The 19,377-nt window shown below is 63.9% G+C and carries 17 protein-coding genes, 1 tRNA gene and 1 pseudogene; 6 read left to right on the top strand and 13 right to left on the bottom strand.

Translation table 11 applies throughout. The features are described 5' to 3' along the window. The first annotated feature begins 4 nt into the window (after positions 1-4). Positions 5-1,087 carry an ABC transporter ATP-binding protein gene (locus tag ACP156_RS18315; RefSeq protein WP_425052797.1) on the top strand — a complete coding sequence of 361 codons (1,083 nt, stop codon included), beginning with the start codon at positions 5-7 and terminating at the stop codon, positions 1,085-1,087. A gap of 567 nt (positions 1,088-1,654) precedes the next feature. Then, a complete protein-coding gene (locus tag ACP156_RS18310) occupies positions 1,655-3,514 on the top strand; it encodes a type II toxin-antitoxin system HipA family toxin (protein ID WP_425052796.1) in 1,860 nt (619 codons plus the stop codon). A 135-nt stretch (positions 3,515-3,649) separates the two neighbouring features. Here ACP156_RS18310 and ACP156_RS18305 read toward each other — a convergent pair whose 3' ends face one another. The 6 genes and pseudogenes from ACP156_RS18305 to ACP156_RS18280 all read right to left on the bottom strand — a co-directional run bounded on the left by ACP156_RS18305 (position 3,650) and on the right by ACP156_RS18280 (position 8,370). After that, the gene (locus tag ACP156_RS18305; protein ID WP_425052795.1) at positions 3,650-4,219 is read right to left on the bottom strand and encodes an IS110 family transposase; all 570 of its coding nucleotides are present in this window, start codon (positions 4,217-4,219) and stop codon (positions 3,650-3,652) included. Then, positions 4,186-4,431: a hypothetical protein gene (locus tag ACP156_RS18300; RefSeq protein ID WP_425052794.1), complete on the bottom strand. Its 246-nt coding sequence runs from the start codon at positions 4,429-4,431 to the stop codon at positions 4,186-4,188. Before ACP156_RS18300 ends, ACP156_RS18305 begins: the two co-directional genes overlap by 34 nt. A gap of 136 nt (positions 4,432-4,567) precedes the next feature. Further along, a pseudogene (locus tag ACP156_RS18295) lies at positions 4,568-4,720 on the bottom strand (IS6 family transposase); the annotation flags it as partial. 333 nt (positions 4,721-5,053) lie between these two features. After that, positions 5,054-6,550 (bottom strand): phage terminase large subunit, encoded by a 1,497-nt coding sequence (gene terL, locus ACP156_RS18290; RefSeq protein ID WP_425052793.1) that lies wholly within the window; start codon positions 6,548-6,550, stop codon positions 5,054-5,056. Then, entirely contained in the window at positions 6,543-6,983 is a 441-nt protein-coding gene (locus ACP156_RS18285) for a DUF5681 domain-containing protein (RefSeq protein ID WP_425052792.1), read from the bottom strand. Before ACP156_RS18285 ends, terL begins: the two co-directional genes overlap by 8 nt. Continuing rightward, on the bottom strand, positions 6,970-8,370 hold the full coding sequence (locus ACP156_RS18280) for a site-specific DNA-methyltransferase (protein WP_425052791.1): 1,401 nt from the start codon (positions 8,368-8,370) through the stop codon (positions 6,970-6,972). Before ACP156_RS18280 ends, ACP156_RS18285 begins: the two co-directional genes overlap by 14 nt. 448 nt (positions 8,371-8,818) lie before the next feature. Here ACP156_RS18280 and ACP156_RS18275 point away from each other — a divergent pair, with 448 nt between their 5' ends. The 4 genes from ACP156_RS18275 (at position 8,819) to ACP156_RS18260 (ending at position 11,123) form a co-directional block, all read left to right on the top strand. Next, positions 8,819-9,049: a DUF3489 domain-containing protein gene (locus tag ACP156_RS18275; protein WP_425052790.1), complete on the top strand. Its 231-nt coding sequence runs from the start codon at positions 8,819-8,821 to the stop codon at positions 9,047-9,049. Continuing rightward, positions 9,046-9,459 carry a DUF2924 domain-containing protein gene (locus ACP156_RS18270; RefSeq protein WP_425052789.1) on the top strand — a complete coding sequence of 138 codons (414 nt, stop codon included), beginning with the start codon at positions 9,046-9,048 and terminating at the stop codon, positions 9,457-9,459. The genes ACP156_RS18275 and ACP156_RS18270 overlap by 4 nt, the downstream gene beginning before the upstream one ends. Further along, positions 9,456-10,691, top strand: coding sequence for a recombinase family protein (locus ACP156_RS18265; protein WP_425052788.1), 1,236 nt, complete (start codon positions 9,456-9,458; stop codon positions 10,689-10,691). The genes ACP156_RS18270 and ACP156_RS18265 overlap by 4 nt, the downstream gene beginning before the upstream one ends. 75 nt (positions 10,692-10,766) lie before the next feature. After that, positions 10,767-11,123 (top strand): hypothetical protein, encoded by a 357-nt coding sequence (locus tag ACP156_RS18260; protein WP_425052787.1) that lies wholly within the window; start codon positions 10,767-10,769, stop codon positions 11,121-11,123. A 365-nt stretch (positions 11,124-11,488) separates the two neighbouring features. Here the strand turns inward: ACP156_RS18260 and ACP156_RS18255 are convergent. The 7 genes from ACP156_RS18255 to ACP156_RS18225 form a co-directional block, all read right to left on the bottom strand. Next, positions 11,489-11,578 (bottom strand) — tRNA-Ser (locus ACP156_RS18255). 285 nt (positions 11,579-11,863) lie between these two features. After that, positions 11,864-12,580: an alanyl-tRNA editing protein gene (locus tag ACP156_RS18250; protein ID WP_425052786.1), complete on the bottom strand. Its 717-nt coding sequence runs from the start codon at positions 12,578-12,580 to the stop codon at positions 11,864-11,866. Then, entirely contained in the window at positions 12,581-15,049 is a 2,469-nt protein-coding gene (locus tag ACP156_RS18245) for a DUF3772 domain-containing protein (RefSeq protein WP_425052785.1), read from the bottom strand. It lies immediately after the preceding gene. Further along, complete coding sequence (locus ACP156_RS18240) at positions 15,046-16,080, bottom strand: cysteine synthase A (RefSeq protein WP_425052784.1); 1,035 nt, start codon at positions 16,078-16,080, stop codon at positions 15,046-15,048. Before ACP156_RS18240 ends, ACP156_RS18245 begins: the two co-directional genes overlap by 4 nt. A gap of 63 nt (positions 16,081-16,143) precedes the next feature. Then, complete coding sequence (locus ACP156_RS18235; RefSeq protein ID WP_425052783.1) at positions 16,144-17,277, bottom strand: NUDIX domain-containing protein; 1,134 nt, start codon at positions 17,275-17,277, stop codon at positions 16,144-16,146. A 4-nt stretch (positions 17,278-17,281) separates the two neighbouring features. Beyond that, entirely contained in the window at positions 17,282-17,722 is a 441-nt protein-coding gene (locus ACP156_RS18230) for a TrgA family protein (RefSeq protein WP_425052782.1), read from the bottom strand. Between the two features lie 232 nt (positions 17,723-17,954). Continuing rightward, positions 17,955-19,376 (bottom strand): cryptochrome/photolyase family protein, encoded by a 1,422-nt coding sequence (locus ACP156_RS18225; protein WP_425052781.1) that lies wholly within the window; start codon positions 19,374-19,376, stop codon positions 17,955-17,957. Position 19,377 lies beyond the last annotated feature (1 nt).

Here is a 19,377-nt window from a genome sequence, read left to right as displayed (position 1 = left end):
GCCCATGTCGCAACTTTCCCTTCGCGGCGTCCGCAAAAGCTTCGGAGCCCTCGATGTCCTGCACTCCATCGACGTCGACCTGGACGATGGCGGGTTCCTTGTCCTTCTCGGCCCCTCGGGCTGCGGCAAATCCACCCTGCTGAACATCATCGCGGGGCTTGAACCGGCATCCGGCGGCGACGTGGTCATTGGCGAAAAGCGCGTGAACGACGTGTTCCCCAAGGACCGAAACATCGCGATGGTGTTCCAGTCCTACGCACTGTACCCGACCATGTCGGTGCGCCGAAATATCGGGTTCGGGCTCGAAATGCGCGGTATGCCCGAGAAAGAGCGCAACGCGGCCGTGCAGCGCGCGGCCGACCTGCTGCAGGTATCGCACCTGCTGGACCGCAAGCCGGGCCAACTGTCCGGCGGCCAGCGCCAGCGCGTCGCGATGGGACGCGCGATCGTCCGCGACCCGGAACTGTTCCTGTTCGACGAACCATTGTCGAACCTCGACGCCAAGCTGCGCGTCGAGATGCGCACCGAAATAAAACGCCTGCACGAACGGCTGAAGACGACCATCGTTTACGTGACTCACGACCAGGTCGAAGCGATGACGTTGGGCACCAAGGTGGCCGTCATGAAGGACGGCTATCTGCAACAACTGGCAGATCCTCAGACCATCTACGACGAGCCGGCAAACATGTTTGTTGCCGGCTTCATCGGCTCGCCGTCAATGAATTTCCTTGATGCGACGGTTGTGGGTGGCGACGAAGGCCCGGTGCTGGAACTGTCCGACGGCCAGACCCTGAAGCCCTCGCCCGACCACCGCTCGCTGCTGTCGGGCATGACCGGACAAAAGATTGTCGCGGGCATCCGGCCCGAAGCCGTTTCCATGGATGGAAACGGCTCGACCCTGTCCGGGATCGTGGATGTGGTGGAACCGACCGGGCCCGATACGATGGTGGTCATGAACGTCGGAGAAACGCCGGTAACGGTAAGGCTGGGTGCAAGGGACCGCCCCCTGGTACAGTCCACTCTGTCCCTGAAGATTCGCCCCAAGGCAATCAGCCTGTTCGATCCGGAAACGACCCTACGCATATGACAAGGCGTCGGTCACCAGCCGTCAACGTCCTAACGATTAAACTTCGCCGTTCCTGCAGAATGCATGCAAGGATATTGTTGTAGGAATCGTTCCGGGGGAATTGTCAGAGGAATCACATCCGACTACCCTTCTGCTTCGCCTCTTCCGAAAAGAGGACGCAAAAAACTGTTCTGTAAGGGAAAACGCCTTTCAGAATGCCGCCGCGACCAAGAAACGAGCCGACGACAGTCTATCAAACAAAGTTCCCCTGACAATGCCATAATTTCTGCTCGTGGCCTCACCCTAGAGCTCCGCCACCCTGAGTGGCAATCAATTCAAGGCGGTAGCTTTCTCTGGTCGTGGGTTCAGGACGGGCGGCAATCCCCGCGACGCGCGCGGGCTCATGGGCTCCGCAGATCGGGCGCGGGAGTACGGGGTCTTGATCCTCAAGGCCTGAGACATAGGGCATGGGGCGAGGAACAGCTGTAGCGTCCCTCTACGCCATAGATTCTAACTTACGCGCATTTGAAATACGTAAAAGTTATAAAATCTTGACTTCTTGGTGCAGTTCATGTAACTTTTCCGTAGGTGAAATACGCGACGGTTGAAGAGATGCTGTATCTCGTAGGCGAGAATCTGGATAAGGCGCGGGCGCACTATCAGGCTGAAACAGGCCGGATCGTACAGCTGATGCGCGGCATATATGTTGATGCCGATGATGACATCGACGGAACAGTGCTGCGCCATGCCGTGCGCATTGCCCATTATCTCTACCCGCGCGCTTATCTGTCCAGTGCCAGCGCCGTGCTGCTTGCGCCCACACGTGACGGACGGCTGTACATCAGCGGGCCGCGCTCCCAGCGTACCCGCATCAGGAGCCTTGAAATTATCCAGAATGCCGCGCCCGCGCATCCGTCCACGTCACCGGCGCTGATTGCGGACGGACTCGGCGAGTTTCGGATCGATGTCTCGTCCTTGCGGCATCGCTTTCTGGAAGCCTTTCGGCTGCGCAGCGAACACGCGGCCTCGATCGATGACGACATGCGCGCCTCACTCGCTGCACGGCTTATCGAAGAGTACGGCGATCCGAAGGCTGCCGCCGATGCGCTATGGGCGCTCGCCCGTGAAAACGAATGGTATCGCGAGGGCGAACACGCTGAGCGTTATCTCATCAAGTCGCCCTCACTTATTGAGGTGCGCAACGAAGCCGCGCTGAGCTTTACGGTTGCCTGGCACGGCAAGCCTATTGGCGCCTTGCGTCATGACGGGTTCGAGTGGCGCTGGCAGGCCCAAAAGGGCTTTGATCTGCCGCTTGTCCAGCAACGTACCCCCGGCAAACTGCCGCCCTTCATTCTCTCCTTGTTGCCGGAAGGGTGGCTGGAGCGCGTTCTCAAGAAAAGTGATGAGCGCGCGCTGCTACGCTCCGGCAAGCGCTACATGTCGAACATCACCATCAGCTCCGATCCTTCTGAAATTGAAGCTCTGCCGGCGGATGTCCTGTCCGCCCGGCTGGACGACTTTTGTTCTGATGGTGTCTTCACAGGTCAGTATGAAGGGCCGGGCCGTGGCGATATCGAGCAAAGCTTCGAAGATAATCTCGCGCGTCTGTTCGCAAGTGCGCAAACGCCCCGTCTATCTGGAGTGCAGATCAAGGCGCCGATGTATCTTGATCCGCGGGGACACCTCATTCCCAGTACGACAGAGCCCTTCACGCACATTCTGAAACCCGCAGGCACTAGCGGGTTTCAGGCACTCCCTGTCATTGAGTATCTATCCATGTCTCTCGGACGGAGCGCCGGGCTCGACACACCGGCTGTCGCCCTGGCCGGTATGCCGGACGGGATGCCGCCCGCACTCATTGTCGAACGCTTCGACATTCGCAGTGCTCCCGATGATGACCGTCTGATCGCCCTGGAAGACATGTGCTCCGTTATCGATCTCTCGCCCGAAGCGAAATATGACGGCACGATCGAGCGCATTGCGCGCGCCGTCCGTCCCCTTTCAACAGCGCCGGAGGATGATTTGCTGATCATTCTCAAGCGGGCATTGTTCGCCTGGCTCATCGCCGATGGCGATATGCACTTGAAGAACCTTGCCCTACTGAAGATCGCGCATCCCGGCGATATCACCTTCCCGAGCGTTCGGGTGGCGCCGCTCTATGATGCTGTGACTACACGTGTCTTTCCCGGCCTCGAACATGATCGCATGGCCCTGAAACTGGATGGCAAGGACGATAAGCTCCGCCGCGCTGACTTTCTGCGTATGGCAGCGACCGCCGGGCTCGCCGCGCGTAATGCCAATGCCGCGATGGAAGAATTGACAGCGGCTCTAGCAGTCGGGCTCGATCAGGCGGTTCTGCCCGGCGCCCCCAATCTGGATGAGACCTTAACCACCAAAGCCGATCAAATGCTGGAGCTTTGCCGCAAGCGTCTCGCCGGTTGGCACTAGAGCCCGCCTTAACGACCCATACCCTCAAACCGACTGCCCTCAAGCATGGCGGTGTGAATGTCTCGGCTCCGCTGCCGGCAGAGGCACCCTTCTTTCAAGGTCGTACCCGCACGAACAAGCCGGATGTCGGTGCTGTCAGACGAATTCGAACTCGTCTTCGCTAATCGGGTTGCATCTGTGAAGTCCTTCAGGCGGTTTTCTGAACCGGCTCGGGTCTTCGACGGCAGTCCGGTATGCCAGTGCCGTGACCGGCCCCACCCCCGGCACGCTCATCAGACGGCGGCAGACCGGATCCGACTTCGCCACGGCCAGCACCTGCCGATGCAGGTCCGCCAACCGCGCAGCAACTTCAGACCGCACCCGCAGAACCGCCTCCGCAGTCTCTTCGAGAACCGCGATGTCAGAGATCAGCTCGCGCACCCGGTCTTCGAACCGACCGACCGCAACGCGCCCGACCTTCAGCCCGAAGGCCTTCAGAATTCCGCGAAGGTGATTGTCCAGCGTCGTGCGCGTCTTCACCAGCATGGCGCGGCTGCGCAGCAATGCTCGAAGCTTGTGGGTTTCCTGGCTCTTCACGTGAACGGTCCGGTACCAACCAGCCTGCAGGGCCCAGGCAATATTCCGGGCATCGATCCGGTCCGTCTTCACCGGCATCGCCGTCGTGGCATTCTTCAGATGGCGCGCATCCAGGCAGACAACCGGCAAGCCCTTTTGCGCAGACCGTCGTAGAGGGCAGGCGCCAGCGACCCTGCCTCAAGGCCGACACGTTCAAAGGGCAATCCCAGACTCTGCAACCAGGCGCCAATCGTCTCGGGTTCCGAGACAACCCTGCCCTCCTTCACAACGCGATGGGTCCCATCCACCACACAAATCGACGTCTCCTTCAGCGAGACATCCAGACCGGCATAATACTGCATTGCCATTCCTCCTTCCGGTTCCGAACGGACGGACCAATTGATCCGGCATAGCCTGAAGGACTTTGCCCCAACGGTCATCAGTTGGGCGACTCGCAACCCGATTGCCCCATCTATGCAAGGACAGGATGGCTGTCCCTTATGCTGCGCAGAGATCGCGCCACTCGGCCAGTGCGGCGGCGCGGTTCTTCTTGAAATGGGCTCTGGAGGAGAGGCTGCGCTCCGAATTGAAATGGTTGCTGACAGAGGCGTGGACGGAAGCGAACTTCTGCAAACTTCGCATGCGTCGGAAGGGCATTGTCAGAGGAATCGCATCCGACTACCCTTCTGCTTCGCCTCTTCCGACAAGAGGGCGCAAAAACCTGTTCTGTAAGGAAAAACGCCTTTCAGAATGCCGCAGCGAAAAGGAATCCGGCCGACGACAGTCTATCAAACAAAGTTCCTCTGACAATGCCCCCGCCGGAAGCCGGTACCGGTCGACCAGTTGAGAAACTGGCTGAAACTGTCGACCTGGTCATCGTATCGGCCGCGGTGAAAGCCCTGAAGTTCGCGTTTGAATTCCGGCAGCCAGGCGGCGTCGCGGGGCAATACCTCCTTCTCGACTGGGTCGGTGGCTCGGAACAGATCAGCCGTCGTCCCGCCAACTCCGCCGGCTCGGGCGGTTTCTGTGTCGCTCGCGTCGTTCTTCCCGAAGCGAATCGTCTGGCGGCAATGAACGCCAGAACCCCGTGCCTCGTGACCAGATCAGGAACTGACTGAAACTGTCGGCCTGATCCTTCTTTGTCCCCCGCGGAAAACTCTGAAGCTCGCGCTTGAATGCCGGCAGCCAGGGTGCCTCGCGGGGCAGGTGAACGAGCCCTTCGCGTACCGGGACGCAGGCCGCGCTGAAGCGGATCTCCTTGTCTTTCTCGGGCCTGATCTTTTTGTATGTACGCCGGTTCTCCGGGAAAAGTTCCTGGAACAGGGGCCGCCCGGAAGAGGCGTCTTCGATCAGGACCTTATCGGCGTTCCACTGATCGGCCAGCTTCTGCACACGGAGTTTCAGATCCGGGAAATCAAGCTGCCCGCGCCAGACATCGAGCAGGTACCAGGCCCGCTCCCGGAACCCCCAAGTAGTGCAGACGGAGAAGTCGGATTTCGGGTCGGCGGATTCGGCCGTATCCCAACTCTGAACCACGAGCTGATACCAGTTCCTATGCATGACCTCGTCATAGGTCTTGAACCATTCCCAGCGCAGCGGCGATCCATCCGGGGCGATCGGATTCTGCTGGTACTGGCAGTTGAAGACCGCAGGCCCGGATTCCCGGCGTTTCTGCGCCAAAATATCCAGGCCCAGTCGCTCCGGAAACAGGGCCTCGCCATTTGTGCGGCAATGGAAACGCCCCTGCCCGATTGCGATCCGCTCTTCCTCCTCGGCAATGGCCCTGAGGTTCAGATGCCGATATGTCCCTTTCGACAGCAGGTAGCCTGGGGGATCCAGTTCGTGCAGTCGCTGGGCGATCATGACCACACGCGCCTCCGACGGATTGTTGAAGCGCGACATCAATGAGCTGTCGATGAAGGCCTCGGCCTTGTTCCGCTCGACATCGGAATCGGCATCGGCCGCGTTGAGGAGGTCATCAATGATGATGTAGTCGGCCCCATGGCCTGTCACCGAACTGCCGGTGGAGACGGCCTTTCGGCCGCCCCCTCTGGTGGTCTTGAACTCGTCAAGAGTGTTTCCTGTCCTAGCCAAACGCGTGTCCGGAAACGCATCCTGGTACCACCGCGACATCAGCACGCGGCGGCAGTCCTCCGAGTGCTTGCGCGCAAGATCGAGGCTGTAGCTGGCGACGATAATTTTCGACGAGGGTGAGTGCCCCAGGATGAAGGCGACATAGGCCACCGACACGGTCACCGACTTGAGGCACCGCGGCGGAATATTGATCACCAGGCGCTTGTTCTCACCGGTGCGCACATTGTCGAGTTCATGGCACATCGCCTTCACATGCCAGGCCGGTACGAATTGCTCGTTCGGATCCGGATGCAGCGTGTCGAAGACCTTCCACACGAACGAGAAGAAGTCCGTCCGATAGACGTCGAGCAAGGCTTGCCGGATTATGCGGGGGTCGAGGTCAGTCATCGGTGTCTCCTGAAGGGTCGTCATCCGCGTCCGGCTCGGATGGTCGGTTCAGAAACTCGCGGAGGATCTCGAAGTCGACGGCTTCAGGCGAAAGTGTGCCATCATCGCCAACACCGGCAGCGGCAACTTCGTCCGAGAATTCATCGTCAAAGCTCGCCAGCATGCCCAGTGCTCTCATATTGCCCTTCAGAGCATTGGCCATCAGCCGTTTCGCGGCTGCCTCCGCCTTGGAGATCTTCATCTCCCTGTTGCCGTCACGAACGGTGACCTTTGTGGCCAGTTCGCGCTTGAGACTGGCCTTGAAGCCCTTCGCCCCTTTCGGTCGGCCCCTCGGATTGCCGGATTGGCCTTTCTTGAATCGGCTGTGCTTTGGCGGCTTGCCGTAGCCGACCTCGTAGTCACGCTCGTCGCCGTCTTCGTCATCCGTCGACATCGGCCGTCTCCTTCTCGCTCGTCGCAGTCGCCACAGTGGCACGTGCGTCCCAGGTTTCCCCGGTGATTGCGTGAACGGCCTCCAGACCCGTCAGTTCCTGCCAACGGCGGACCGCGACATCGACGTAGATTGGCTCGAGTTCGATCAGCCGGGCCGTACGTCCGGTCTTCTCTGCGGCCAGCAACGTCGCCCCGGACCCTCCAAAGCAGTCAAGGACGACATCGCCACGGTGCGTGACGTCGAGTATTGCGTCCGCGACCAGCGCCGTCGGCTTGACGGTCGGGTGATCCGCAAGATCTGCCTCGCGACTCTTCCCGAATGTGTTTACCCCGGCATAGTCCCAGACATTGGTCCGATTCCGCCCATGCTTGCCAAGTTCGACGTTGTTGATATGGTGCGCACCCGGCTTCCTGAAGACGCAGACCAGTTCATGCTTCGAACGATAGAGGCTGCCCATGCCGCCATTGGTCTTGTTCCAGACGCAAAGGTTGATAAGTTCGAGGCAACAGCCCGTGCCGGCCGTGATCAAGTCCGCGACGTGTCGCCAGTCCATGCAGATCATGGCGATGCCACCGTCGGACAGCTGGTCCATGGCCCGGGAGATAAACTCCGCGAGGAACGAGCGGAACTCGGCATCTGTCATCTCACCCGACGCCATCGCGAACTCTCGGTGCTCGCCTGATTGTCCACTGCGCACGTGGCCATTTACCCGTACGTTGAACGGCGGATCTGTGAACACCATGCGCGCCGTCTCTCCGTCAAGGACGGCGTCGTAGCTGCCTGCCTCCAAGGCGTTTCCACAGACAAGCCGGTGCCGCCCGAGAAGCCAGAGATCACCGGCGCGGGTGACGGCGGGCCGTGTCCGGTCCGGTTCCTCCACCGTCTCGGGCGGCGCGGCATCGCCGTCCCCTGCCCCTTCGATAATGAGGTCGATCTCAGGCAGGTCGAAGCCAGTAAGTTCCAGGTCAAAGTCCAGGTCGTCGGAAAGATCGAGATCGACCAGGTCGGCGAACTCGATCTTCAGCGCGTCCCGGTTCCAGTCGGACAGTTCGGCCAGCCGGTTGTCGGCGATCCGCAGCCCCCGCACCTGCGCCTTGGTCAGGTGATCGACGCAGATCGTCGGCACCGCAGACAAGCGCAGGCGCTTGGCCGCCGCGTAGCGTCCGTGACCGGCAATGATGGTGCCGTCGCTCTCGACGAGGATCGGTAGCACGAACCCGAATGTCTCGATCGATCCGGCGATGCGGCCGACGTTCCTGTCGGTGTGGTTTCGCGGGTTGTTGCCATAGGGGTTCAGCTTGTCGATCGGCTGGTGCGCAATCTCGCGCGCCATCCAGATGACAGAGGTCGGATCGCCTTGATCCGACGGTTTCGTCTTTGCAGGCATGATAGCCTCCTAACTGCTCGACGCGATGCGCCAGGTATCAGAAGGATCGCTTTGGGTGACGGAGAGAGCACATAGAGCAACCCCCCGGACCAAAATGATCCGGTGTAATTGCCTCTGGTTATGCTCCCAATATACGCCAGAGAGTTCCGGCTCAGAGTGCTGCCAAAAGGACAACGCCCCACACTGTGGAGCAAGTTCTCCCTAGCGCAGGCCTTCCGGCCGCGCAAGAAGAAAATACCTTAAGCCATTGTTTACAAAGAAAATGCGATGCCGCAGAAACCAAGATTAATTCTCTGACGAACATGTAGAGTTGGGGCCGCAATGCTGCGGATGTGACTGGACTACCGCGCAGAACCGAGCATCAGTGGTCCCACGCCCGGAACGCTCCCGGGCGCTCCTCGGTACCGGGGCCGGCATCCCGCCGCCCCATGGATCGAGGAGACACCAGATGTCCAAACCCAGACAGACCAAGATCGGCACCGTGGAAGCGATGCTGCGCCAGCCCGGCGGCACGAACGTCATGGCACTATGCGAGGCCACCGGCTGGCAGCCGCACACGATACGAGCCGCCCTTAGCGGATTGCGCCGCGCCGGCTTCACGATCACCCGCACGCGCGGTGCCGAGATGGGCGATCCGACCACCTTCCGGATCAACGCCGATCCCGAGGCGGCCGAATGATCCGGGTTGCGGATCTCGAGACCATGGACCGGGCCGCGCTTGTCGCGGCCTGGACCGACCGGTTCGGAACCGCGGTCCCGAAGGGCCTGAGCATGGTGTTCCTGCGCCGCTTTCTCGCCACGAAGATCCAGACGCGGCAGTCGGGCGGTCTGTCACGCCAGGTCGAGAAGGCCCTGAAGCAGCCGGCGGACAAGGCATCCGCCAGGACGACGCCTGCCCCCGGTCTGAAGCCGGGTGGCCGGTTGCTGCGGGAATGGAACGGAGTGACCCACGTGGTCGAGGTCACCGACGGGGGCTTTCTCTGGAAGGGCGAATCCTGGCGCTCGCTTTCGGCCATCGCCCGCGAGATCACCGGCGCGCATTGGTCCGGCCCCCGGTTCTTCGGCCTGACCGGAAAGGCTGCGTCATGACCAGGCCCATGATCCGCTGCGCAATCTATACCCGCAAGTCATCCGACGAGGGGCTGGGACAGGACTTCAACTCGCTTGACGCCCAGCACGAAGCCTGTGCCGCCTATATTGCCAGCCAGAAGCATGAAGGCTGGAAGCTACTCCCGGCACGCTACGACGATGGCGGCGTATCCGGCGGCACCTTGGAGCGCCCCGCCCTGCAGAGATTGCTGGACGAGATTGATGCCGGTCGGGTCGACATGGTCGTGGTCTACAAGATCGACCGGCTGACCCGGTCGCTGGCAGACTTCGCGAAGCTGGTGGAGCGACTGGAGGCGTCGGGCTGTTCCTTTGTCTCCGTGACGCAGGCGTTCAACACCTCCTCGTCGATGGGAAGGCTGACCCTAAACGTGCTTCTGTCCTTCGCCCAGTTCGAACGCGAAGTCACCGCCGAACGGATCCGCGACAAGATTGCTGCCTCGAAGAAGAAGGGGCTATGGATGGGCGGCGTCTGTCCCCTCGGCTACGATCCGCATCCGGATCCGATCCGGCGTGAGCTCGTGGTCAACGAGGCCGAGGCCACCGTGGTCCGACAGCTGTTCGACCTCTACCGCCAGCATGGCTGCCTCAATGCCGTCACCCGCGCGGCGGACCGGCTGGGACTGAGGTCGAAGCGCGCCCGGTTCTCGACCGGGCGCGAACAGGGCGGCAACCGCATGAGCCAGGGCCAAGTCCACCGGATCCTCACGAACCCAGTTTACCTCGGACGGATCCGACACAAGGAAAAGAGCTATCCGGGGACACACCCGGCGATCATCGAGGAAACAGTCTGGACCGAGGTTCAGGATCGCTTGAAGGCCGCAAGCGCCCGCCGTCGGGGCGCGGCGCCCGGCGCGCCTGTCGAAGAGGTTGCGCCCCTCAAGGGCAAGTTCCGCGATGACACCGGAGATGGCCTGACCCCCACCCACACTTCACGCACCGGCAAGCGGCTTCGATATTACGTCTCGAACCGGCTGATCTCCGGCGGACCGGACCGATCCGGCTGGCGGCTGCCCGCGAAGGACTTCGAGGCCGCCGTTGCGGACGCAATTGCCGGCCACCTCTCCAATCATGCGCGCGGGCATACCGCGACCGCGTCGATTGATGCGCTGCAATCGGCGGACGCCTCCGAGGCACTCCTCAGACTGGCGGACCAGATCAGGCGCCAAGGGATTGCGGCGGCGTCCCCGCTCATACGCGAGGGGCGTCTTTAGTTCGGATATCTGCACATCGACCTGGATGCGAATGCCCTGCGCGCTGCCGCCGGCGTCACCGACGAGCTCGCGCCCTTGCTACTGCGGATCGAGCACGTCTTTGACTGTCGTAGGCGTGGTGTCGAACTGAAGATCGTGGAGGGCGAAGTCGCTCCGCAACCGGATCCCGCGCTGCTGCGTGCGCTCCGCAATGCAACCGACTGGGCCGCGCGCCTCCGTTCGGGAACACCACTTCAAGCGCTGGCGAAGTCGGAAGGCATCTCCGAGCGCTACATGGGTCGCATCATCCATCTGGACGGACTGTCGCCGCGTCTGAAGCGGGCCATCGTGGAGGGAACCCAGCCGGTTCCCCTGACCCTAAAGAAACTGCTGCGTGCGCCGCTTCCCCTACCCTGGGACGCGCAAGAGCGGATGCTCGGCCTCGGGCGCTGACAGCCCTTCCCTGCTCGTCGAAAAGCCTTCCCTGAACAGCTTCCAATCGCTCCCTGTTCCGTCGATTTAATTCCCTGTTCGCCTTCGCAGGGAATTGATCGCGCATAACACTGAAAACGCGAAGAAACTTGGCCCGCCTTGCAGCGGATTCCCCGTGATTGCGCCACATACGCTGTTAATCGACACGGAACAGGGAAAAACGCCAGAAACCGGACCCCGTCTCTGGGCCGACTGAGACGGACGCCGGAAAGTGCCACCACAGCGCCTGACGGGCGCGTCTCAGCTAGAAGCAGCCGCGCGCAAACGTCGGGAACTGCGGACGAATTCGCCGCGTTTCCGATGTCCGGGAATGAGAGGATTGTCGGTGGCGGAGAGACAGGGATTCGAACCCTGGAGACGGTTTCCCGCCTACACGCGTTCCAGGCGTGCGCCTTCGACCACTCGGCCACCTCTCCGTGCGGCGCTATGTATCCGGGGCGGTGGGCCAGTTGCAAGGGTGAAAACGGTGGGTTTGGGGCTTATCGGGCAAGAAAGATCGGACGCTCGGCAAGGGGACGGGCGCGCGGTCGGCGTGGCTGGACGCTCTCGGGTCCGCGGCCAGGTGGCAATCCCCTGGGCCAGTCCGTTCCGGGCGCGTTAGGGACACGCAGACACACAGGCTGACTGCGCCCGGTGATCGCATCACCAGGCGGCGCGGCGCACCTGAAAAGACAGGCAATTCCGCCGGGATTGGCCGCCTCTCAATCCAGCAGGATCGTGACGCGGCGGTTCTGTTTGCCCTTCTTCTCGATCTTGCCCAGCCGTACCGTGCCGATCTCGCCGGTGCGGGCGACGTGGGTGCCGCCGCAGGGCTGCAGGTCGACTTGAGTGTCGCCCTCGCCGATCCGGATCAGCCGGACGCGGCCCGCGCCGCGCGGCGGCTGGACGGACATGGTCTTGACCAGTCCCGGGTTGGCGTCGAGGTCCGTGTCGCTGATCCAGTCCTGCGTGACGGGCAGGTCGCGGCCGATCAGCTCGTTCAGGGCCGCTTGCAGCGCTTCCTTGTCCTCGGGCGCCTCGGGCATGTCGAAGTCAAGCCGCCCCTTCCCCGCCGCGACCGAGCCGCCGGTAACCGGCAATGGGATCACCACCGACAAAAGGTGCAGCGCCGTGTGGCAGCGCATGTGGGCATAGCGGCGGTCCCAGTCGAGCCGCTGGCCAACCGCCTGCCCGTGGACCGGCAGCGGCGCGTCGGGCTCGGGGATCAGGACGATATCGCCGTCTTCCCCCTTCACCGTGTCGATGATGGCGATCTCGGTGTCGCCCCACGACAGCCAGCCGCTGTCGCCGGGCTGGCCGCCGCCGCGGGCGTAGAAGATCGTGCCGTCCAGCACGATGCCCCCGTCCCCGGTCACCGCCTGCACGTCGGCGGGCGCGTCTTGCCGGTAGGGTTCAATCAGGAAATCCGTGGCGGTCATTCAGGTCTGTTCTCCATCCGTGCCGGCGTCATCCACCGTGTCCTCGCCGCGCACCTCGTCCGAGGTCGAGCCAGAAACGGTGGCGGCGTCGTCCGAGGTGTCGCCCGGCCCCGCCTCATCCGCCGCGACCTGCGCCTTGCCCAGCCGCAACGTCTCGGGGTTGCGGATCCAGATGTCCTGTTGTGCGAAGGGGATCTCGATGTTCTCGGCGGCGAACCGTTCGGCGATCTGGTGGCGGATCTCGGTGCGGACGGCAAGACCGTGGGCGATGTCGCGCAGCACCATGCGCATCTGAAAATCGAGGCTCGACGCGCCGAATTCGAGGAAGTCCACGGCGGGTTCCGGATCGAGCGCGACCAGCGGGTGGTTCATCGCGATCTCCAGCAGGATCTTCTCGACCTTGCGGGTGTCGGTGCCATAGGCCACGCCGACCGTCACGATGATCCGGCCCATGCTGCTGCCGCGGGTCCAGTTCTTCACCGCGCCCGAGATGAAATCGGCGTTGGGCACGATCACGTCGTTCTTGTCGAAGGTCTCGATCCGGGTAGAGCGGACCGAGATGTCCTTGACGATCCCCATGTGACCGCCGACCTCGATCCAGTCGCCTTCGGCCACCGGACGCTCGACCAGCAGGATCAGGCCCGAGATGAAGTTCGACACGATGTTCTGCAGGCCAAAGCCGATGCCCACCGACAACGCGCCCGCGACGAAGGCCAGCGCGGACAGGTCGATGCCGGCGGTGGTCACGGCGATCACCGCTCCAAGACCGATGCCCAGATAGCCTATACCTGCGACGATGGCGTTCTGGCCGCCCGGGTCGATCTTCGTTTTCGGCAGGATGGTGGACCGCAGCGCGGCCTGGAACAGCCGGGTGGCGGCAAAGAGCACCGCGAAGATCACGATGAAGGTCAGGAACACCGCCGGAGAGATCCGCGCGTCGCCGATCGAGAAGCCCGCGTTGAACTGGCTCCAGACTTCCAGCAGGTCCGACGGCCGCGCGCCCCAGATCAGCGCGAAGATCGGCAGCGAGGCGAAGACCAGCACGAAGCTCAGAAGGCTGGGCGTCAGCGCCTGCCCCGCCTCTTCCGCGGTCTTGCGGGTGATCAGGGCGTAAAGCTCGACGACGATGTCGTGCAGGATCCGCAGCAGCGCCAGCATCGCCAGCGACGACACCGTGGGCACCATGATGAAGATCGCCGCGTTCAGGTAGCCCACCAGCGCCAGTGCCGGGCCCGCGACGGCCAGTACCACCAGCACCTGCCCCACAAGCCGCTGCCCCCGCTGGGCGAAGGTGACGTCCAGCGCGGCGTTCTCGGCGGACAGCGTGACGCTGCGCATCAGGATGCGGCCGATCCGGAAGAACAGGAACCCGAAGGCGACCAGCAACGGGAAATACAAAACCGCCCTGGTGCCGTCGCCATAGCTCTCGTAGTCGATGAGCGACGACAGCATGTAGTGGATGCCGACCAGCACCCCCAGCATGGTGACGTCAAAGCGCATCTCGCCGGCGTAGTCGAAGGTCGCCGCCAGCGGGCGCGGCGCGTCCTCGTGCAGCGGATACAGGCGAAGCGCGATCCACCACGCGAAGAAGGTGGTCATGCCGAGGCCGGACAGCGCCGCCACGAAGGTCTGCCCGCGCAGACCGAACAACCCGGTCGAGATCAGTGCCGCCGACAGCAGCAGGATGCCCAGCACCGGCACCACCACCTGAAACAGCGAGGTGATGAAGCCCGCCAGCCAGCGTGCGCGCCCGCGCGAGCGGTTCAGGACGGTCTGCGTCAGCCACACCATCGCGCGGCGGCCCCGCAGCAACAGTACCGCCGCGATGGCGATGTAGATCAGCGTGAACGGAAGCTGGGTGCGGAAGAGTTCGCGGGTGGTGTCCGACGACCACTGTGTTTCCGTCTCGGCCGCGACCGCCTTCACGCTTTCAAGGAAGTCCTCGGCCGCCACGGGCCACAGCGCCGGGATCGCCGGGGACGGGCCGATCTGCATCAACTCGCCCGCCTGCCGGGCCCGGACAAGGGTGTCGATCTGGCGCACGATCGCCTCGGCCCGGCGGAAGGCGGCCTCGGCGGTGCGGCCGGGCACCTCGGCGTTGGCCAGCGCCTCGGTCAGTTCGACCCGCCGCGCGGCGATTTCGTCGGCCTCGGTCGCGCCCTCTTCCGGCGCCGGGCCTAGCGCATCGAGTTGGTCGCGCAGCGACTGGATGGCGGCGGCGTTGGTGTCCTGAGCCTCGAGGAATTGCTGCCGCCATTCGACGACTTCGGCCCGCAGGTCTTCGAGCGCGTCGGTCGAGGCCGCGCCGGCATCCAGCGCCGCCTCGGCCCGCAGCGCGACGTCGTGCCATGTGTCGTAGTCAAGCGCCTGCTGCGCCGCGGCCGGTGACGTTCCGGGGGCCCATGCGACCGGTGCCAGCGCCCCCAGCGCCAGCACCAGGATCAGCAGCAGGCGCACCGGGCGGGTCATGCGTCCTCGTAGACTTCCGGCAGGTCGCGCGCCTCGGCATCTAGCCATTCCGGCACGGGAAGGTTCTTTTCCTTCAGGAATGCCGGGTTGAACAGTTTCGACTGATAGCGCGAGCCATAGTCGCACAGCACGGTGACGATGGTGTGCCCCGGCCCCAGTTCACGGGCCAGACGCACCGCGCCCGCCATGTTGATCGCGGTCGAGCCACCCATCACCAGCCCCTCGTTGCGCAGCAGGTCAAAGACGTAGGGAAGCGCCTCGTCGTCGCTGATCTGGTACGAGAAATCCGGCGTGAAGCCTTCGAGGTTGGCGGTGATCCGGCCCTGTCCGATGCCCTCTGTGATCGAGCTGCCCTCGGACTTGAACTCGCCGGTGGTGTAGAAGCTGTGCAGCGCGGCGCCCATCGGGTCGGCCAGCGCCACCTTTACGCCCTTGGGCTGCAGCACCTCGGCCACCCCCGCCAGCGTCCCGCCCGAGCCCACGGCGGCGACGAAGCCGTCGATCTTGCCGCCGGTCTGTTCCCAGATCTCTGGGCCGGTGGTTTCAACGTGGGCGCGGCGGTTGGCGGTGTTGTCGAACTGCTGCGCCCAGATGGCGCCGCCGGGCTCCGTCTGCGCCAGCTTCTCGGCCAGACGGCCCGAGTATTTCACGTAGTTGTTCGGGTTCTTGTAAGGAACCGCCGGGACCTGCACCAGTTCGGCGCCGGCCAGCCGGATCATGTCCTTCTTTTCCTGGCTTTGGGTCTCGGGGATAACGATGACGGTCTTGAAGCCCATCGCGGCGCCGACCACGGCAAGCCCGATGCCGGTGTTGCCTGCGGTGCCTTCGACGATGGTTCCGCCGGGGGCCAGCTTGCCCTTCTCGATCGCGTCCTTGATGATGAACAGCGCGGCGCGGTCCTTCACGGACTGGCCCGGGTTCATGAACTCGGCCTTGCCGTAGATGTCGCAGCCCGTCGCGTCCGAGATCGCATTCAGCCGGATCAACGGGGTGTTGCCCACAGCCTCCGGCAAGTCCTTGCAAATCCGCATCGCGCGCCTCCCTCGGTCAGTCTTTCATCAGAACTGATCCTGTAGTTTGCGCGGCCCCGGAACTCAAGCGTCGCGGCGCAGGCGGTCGCGGTTCGCGGCAAGCCAGTGGGCGGTCAGGATAAGCGGCCCGTTCTCGGCCTCGCCGCCCGATACCAGCGCCATGAGCGCGTCGAAGCTCAGGATGATGCCACGGATATCCTCGGCCTCTTCGTCCAGCCCGCCGATCACGGCTGCGCTATCGGGAAGGTCGGCGATGCCGACGTAGGACCAAAGATACTCGGTCACCGCCCCCGGCGACGGGTAGTAGCGCGCCACCAGTTCCAGCGCGCCGACGGTCAGCCCCGCCTCTTCGCGAGCCTCGCGGCGCGCGGTCTCTTCCGGGTCGCCGCCCGCGTCGATCCGGCCCGCCACGGGCTCAAGGCTCCATGGATAGCGGTCCCCGCGCGACATCGGGCCGAAGCGGAACTGCTCGACCAGCAACACGCGGTCGCGCACCGGATCGTAGGGCAAGACGGTCACCGCGTCGCTCATCACGAAGGCGGCGCGGGTGACGGTCTCGCTCATCGAGCCGTCGAAGCGGCGGAACTGAAGATCGGTTTCCTCGACCTGAAAGAAATGAGTGTAGGGCCGCCGCCGCTCTATGACCTCTACGTCCGTGTCGCTGCCACCGGTGCGCAGGACCGGCACGGCGCTGTCGCGGCGCGCGCGGGCGTGGCTGTCGGCACGCGACATCGCCATCCCCAGCATCGCGCGGACCGAGGCCGGGTTGGCGCGGCCGAACCGCTCCATCACATCGCCCGCCAGCCGCAGCGCCGCATCGCCCGTCGCCGCGACCCAGTCGTCAAGCGACCACTCGCCCGCAGCCGGTGTGGCGTCGTCCGGCACCAGCATCCGGGCGGGCCGTGCGCCGTCCGCGCGTTCAATCTGCAACTCGTGCCAGCGCAGACCGAAAACCTCGGCGCAATAGGCCAGTCGCGCCAGCGCGGTGCCCGGCAAAGTGTCGAAGGCCACGCCGTGCAACCCGTCACCGGGGCCCGCGTCCTGCACCGGCGCAACCACCGGGAACACGCCACCGCTGCAAGGTGCGCCGCGCCAGCCTGGCGCGCGCGCGGGTTGCGCACCGCCCGCGTCCTCGAGCCCGAGAATGCAGGCCATAAGCGGCGGGAACCGCAGCGGTCCGTAGATGAATACCGTCATCGGGTCAGGGCCAGCGCCGCTTCACCATCTCGGCGATCAGGCCAAGGGCGAGCCCGCCCACGATCAGCGAGCCCCAGATTTCGGGCGGCTGGAGATAGACGAAATAATCTATGGCGATCTGCACCTGATCCTTCAGCGCCTCGGTCGGGCCGCCGTAGGACAGGCGCATCGACCGCCGGATCATCTCGTAGCCCGAAAAGATCAGCAGGCCCCAGAACACGAGGATGCCCGACGCGCCCAGCCCGAAGGCAATGGCGCTGTTCCACCCTGCCCCCGCGTGCCGTCCCAGAAAACGCCAGCCGGTCAGGAATCCGACCGCCGCGAGGATCTCGCGGAAGCGGCCGATGCGCTGTTCCTCGGGGAAGTAGGGAATGATCATATGCCCGATCCACCACGCGAGCGCGGCGAACAGGATGGCAGAGACGAGTTTCGTGGCGGTGGGCATGGGGGGCCTTCACAGCGGTCGTTCGCTGCGCAGTCTCCGCCGCGCGCCGCGTTCCGGCAAGCAGCACCCGCGATTTTCGGCCCCGGCTGTTCCAGAGCGGACACATCCGACAGCCGAAACGGGGGGTTACCGGGCCGATGTGGGGCCATCCCAACTGACCCTGAAGGGATTCGATTGTTGTCAAGTCGGGAACAATCCACCCATTGAGGGGAAATTGATCTGCGCCGACCTTCTAGAAATCCCGGTTCTCGTAGGCATCCAGCGCCCGCTTGCGGCCTTCGTCCAGCTCAACCACCGGATCGGGATAGTCTCGCGCGGCCTCAAGCGACCAGCTTTCCGGCACCGCCTTGAAATAATCGGTGGCGGTCTCGGGCGGGTTCTCCTGCCCCTCGGCGATCCAGCGGCGGCGGTATTCGCCCTTCGGGTCAAACTTCTCGGCCTGCGTGTCGGGGTTGAACACCCGGAAATAGGGCGAGGCGTCCGGCCCCGACCCCGCCGTCCACTGCCAGCCCAGCGCGTTCGAGGCCGGGTCCCAGTCGATCAGGCAGTCCTCGAACCACTTCTGACCGATCCGCCAGTGGCACATCAGGTGCTTGGTCAGGTAGCTGGCCACGATCATCCGGGCGCGGTTGTGCATGGTGCCGGTCACGTACATCTCGCGCATCGCGGCATCCACGAAAGCGACACCGGTGCGGCCGCGTTTCCACGCGATCACCTCGGACCTGCGCTCGTCCTCGTTCCACGGGAACGACCGCCATTCCTCGCGCCAGTTGTCCGTCACGATGTGCGGCGTGTGGTGCAGCAGGTGATAGGCGAACTCGCGCCAGACCAGCTCCTTCAGCCACGTCTCGGCGCCAGCCTTGCCTTCCTCGCGCGCCCGCATCCCGGCGTGCCAGCAGATGCGCGGACTGATCTCGCCATATGTCAGCGGTTCGGACATGCGCGAACAGCCCTCTTCGGCCACCATGTTGCGGCCGTCGCTGTACCCGGCGATGCCGTTCGCGATGAATGCGCCCAGCCGCCCCCGCGCGGCCTCTTCGCCGACCGAGGCATATTTCGCGACGATCCTTGCGCCACGACGCATCGCCGCGTCCAGCGCCCAGTCTTCAAGGCTGTCGCTGTCGGGCCACCTGGACGGCGTCTTGAGCGTCGACACGGCCGTCAGCGGCGCGTCGACATCGGTGCCCTTCACCGCATTCCAGAACGGGGTGTAGACCTTGTAGAAACCGCCGGTCTTGGTTTCGACCGTCCAAGGCTCGAACAGCAGGTGGCCGGTGAAGCTTTGCGCGTCGACGCCGTCGTCCTTCAACGCCGCCTTCACCTTGGTGTCGCGATCCTTGCTGTCGGGGTCATAGGCGCGTTGCCAGTAAACCGCCCCTGCCCCGGTCTCTTTCACCAGAGCCAGCAGGCAGTCCAGCGCCTTGCCCCGCCGCAGGATCAGACGCGAACCGATGCCCTTCAACGCGTCCGCGAACGTCTCGACCCCAAGCCCGAAGCGGAACTTCGGCGCGGCGCCCAGCGCCTCGGCCACCTCGTCCAGCAGGAACACCGGGATGACGGGCCGCCCGCTGTCGGCGGCGGCAGTCAAGGCGGCGTGGTCGGACAGGCGCAGGTCGCGCCGGATCCAGACAATGACGGGTGACGTGTCGCTCAAG

Origin of the sequence: Psychromarinibacter sp. S121 (genome assembly GCF_049801035.1) — a bacterium.
GTDB lineage: Bacteria > Pseudomonadota > Alphaproteobacteria > Rhodobacterales > Rhodobacteraceae > Psychromarinibacter.
The sequence above is the reverse complement of the archived record's forward strand: the minus strand, read 5'-3'. Positions and strand labels throughout refer to the sequence as shown.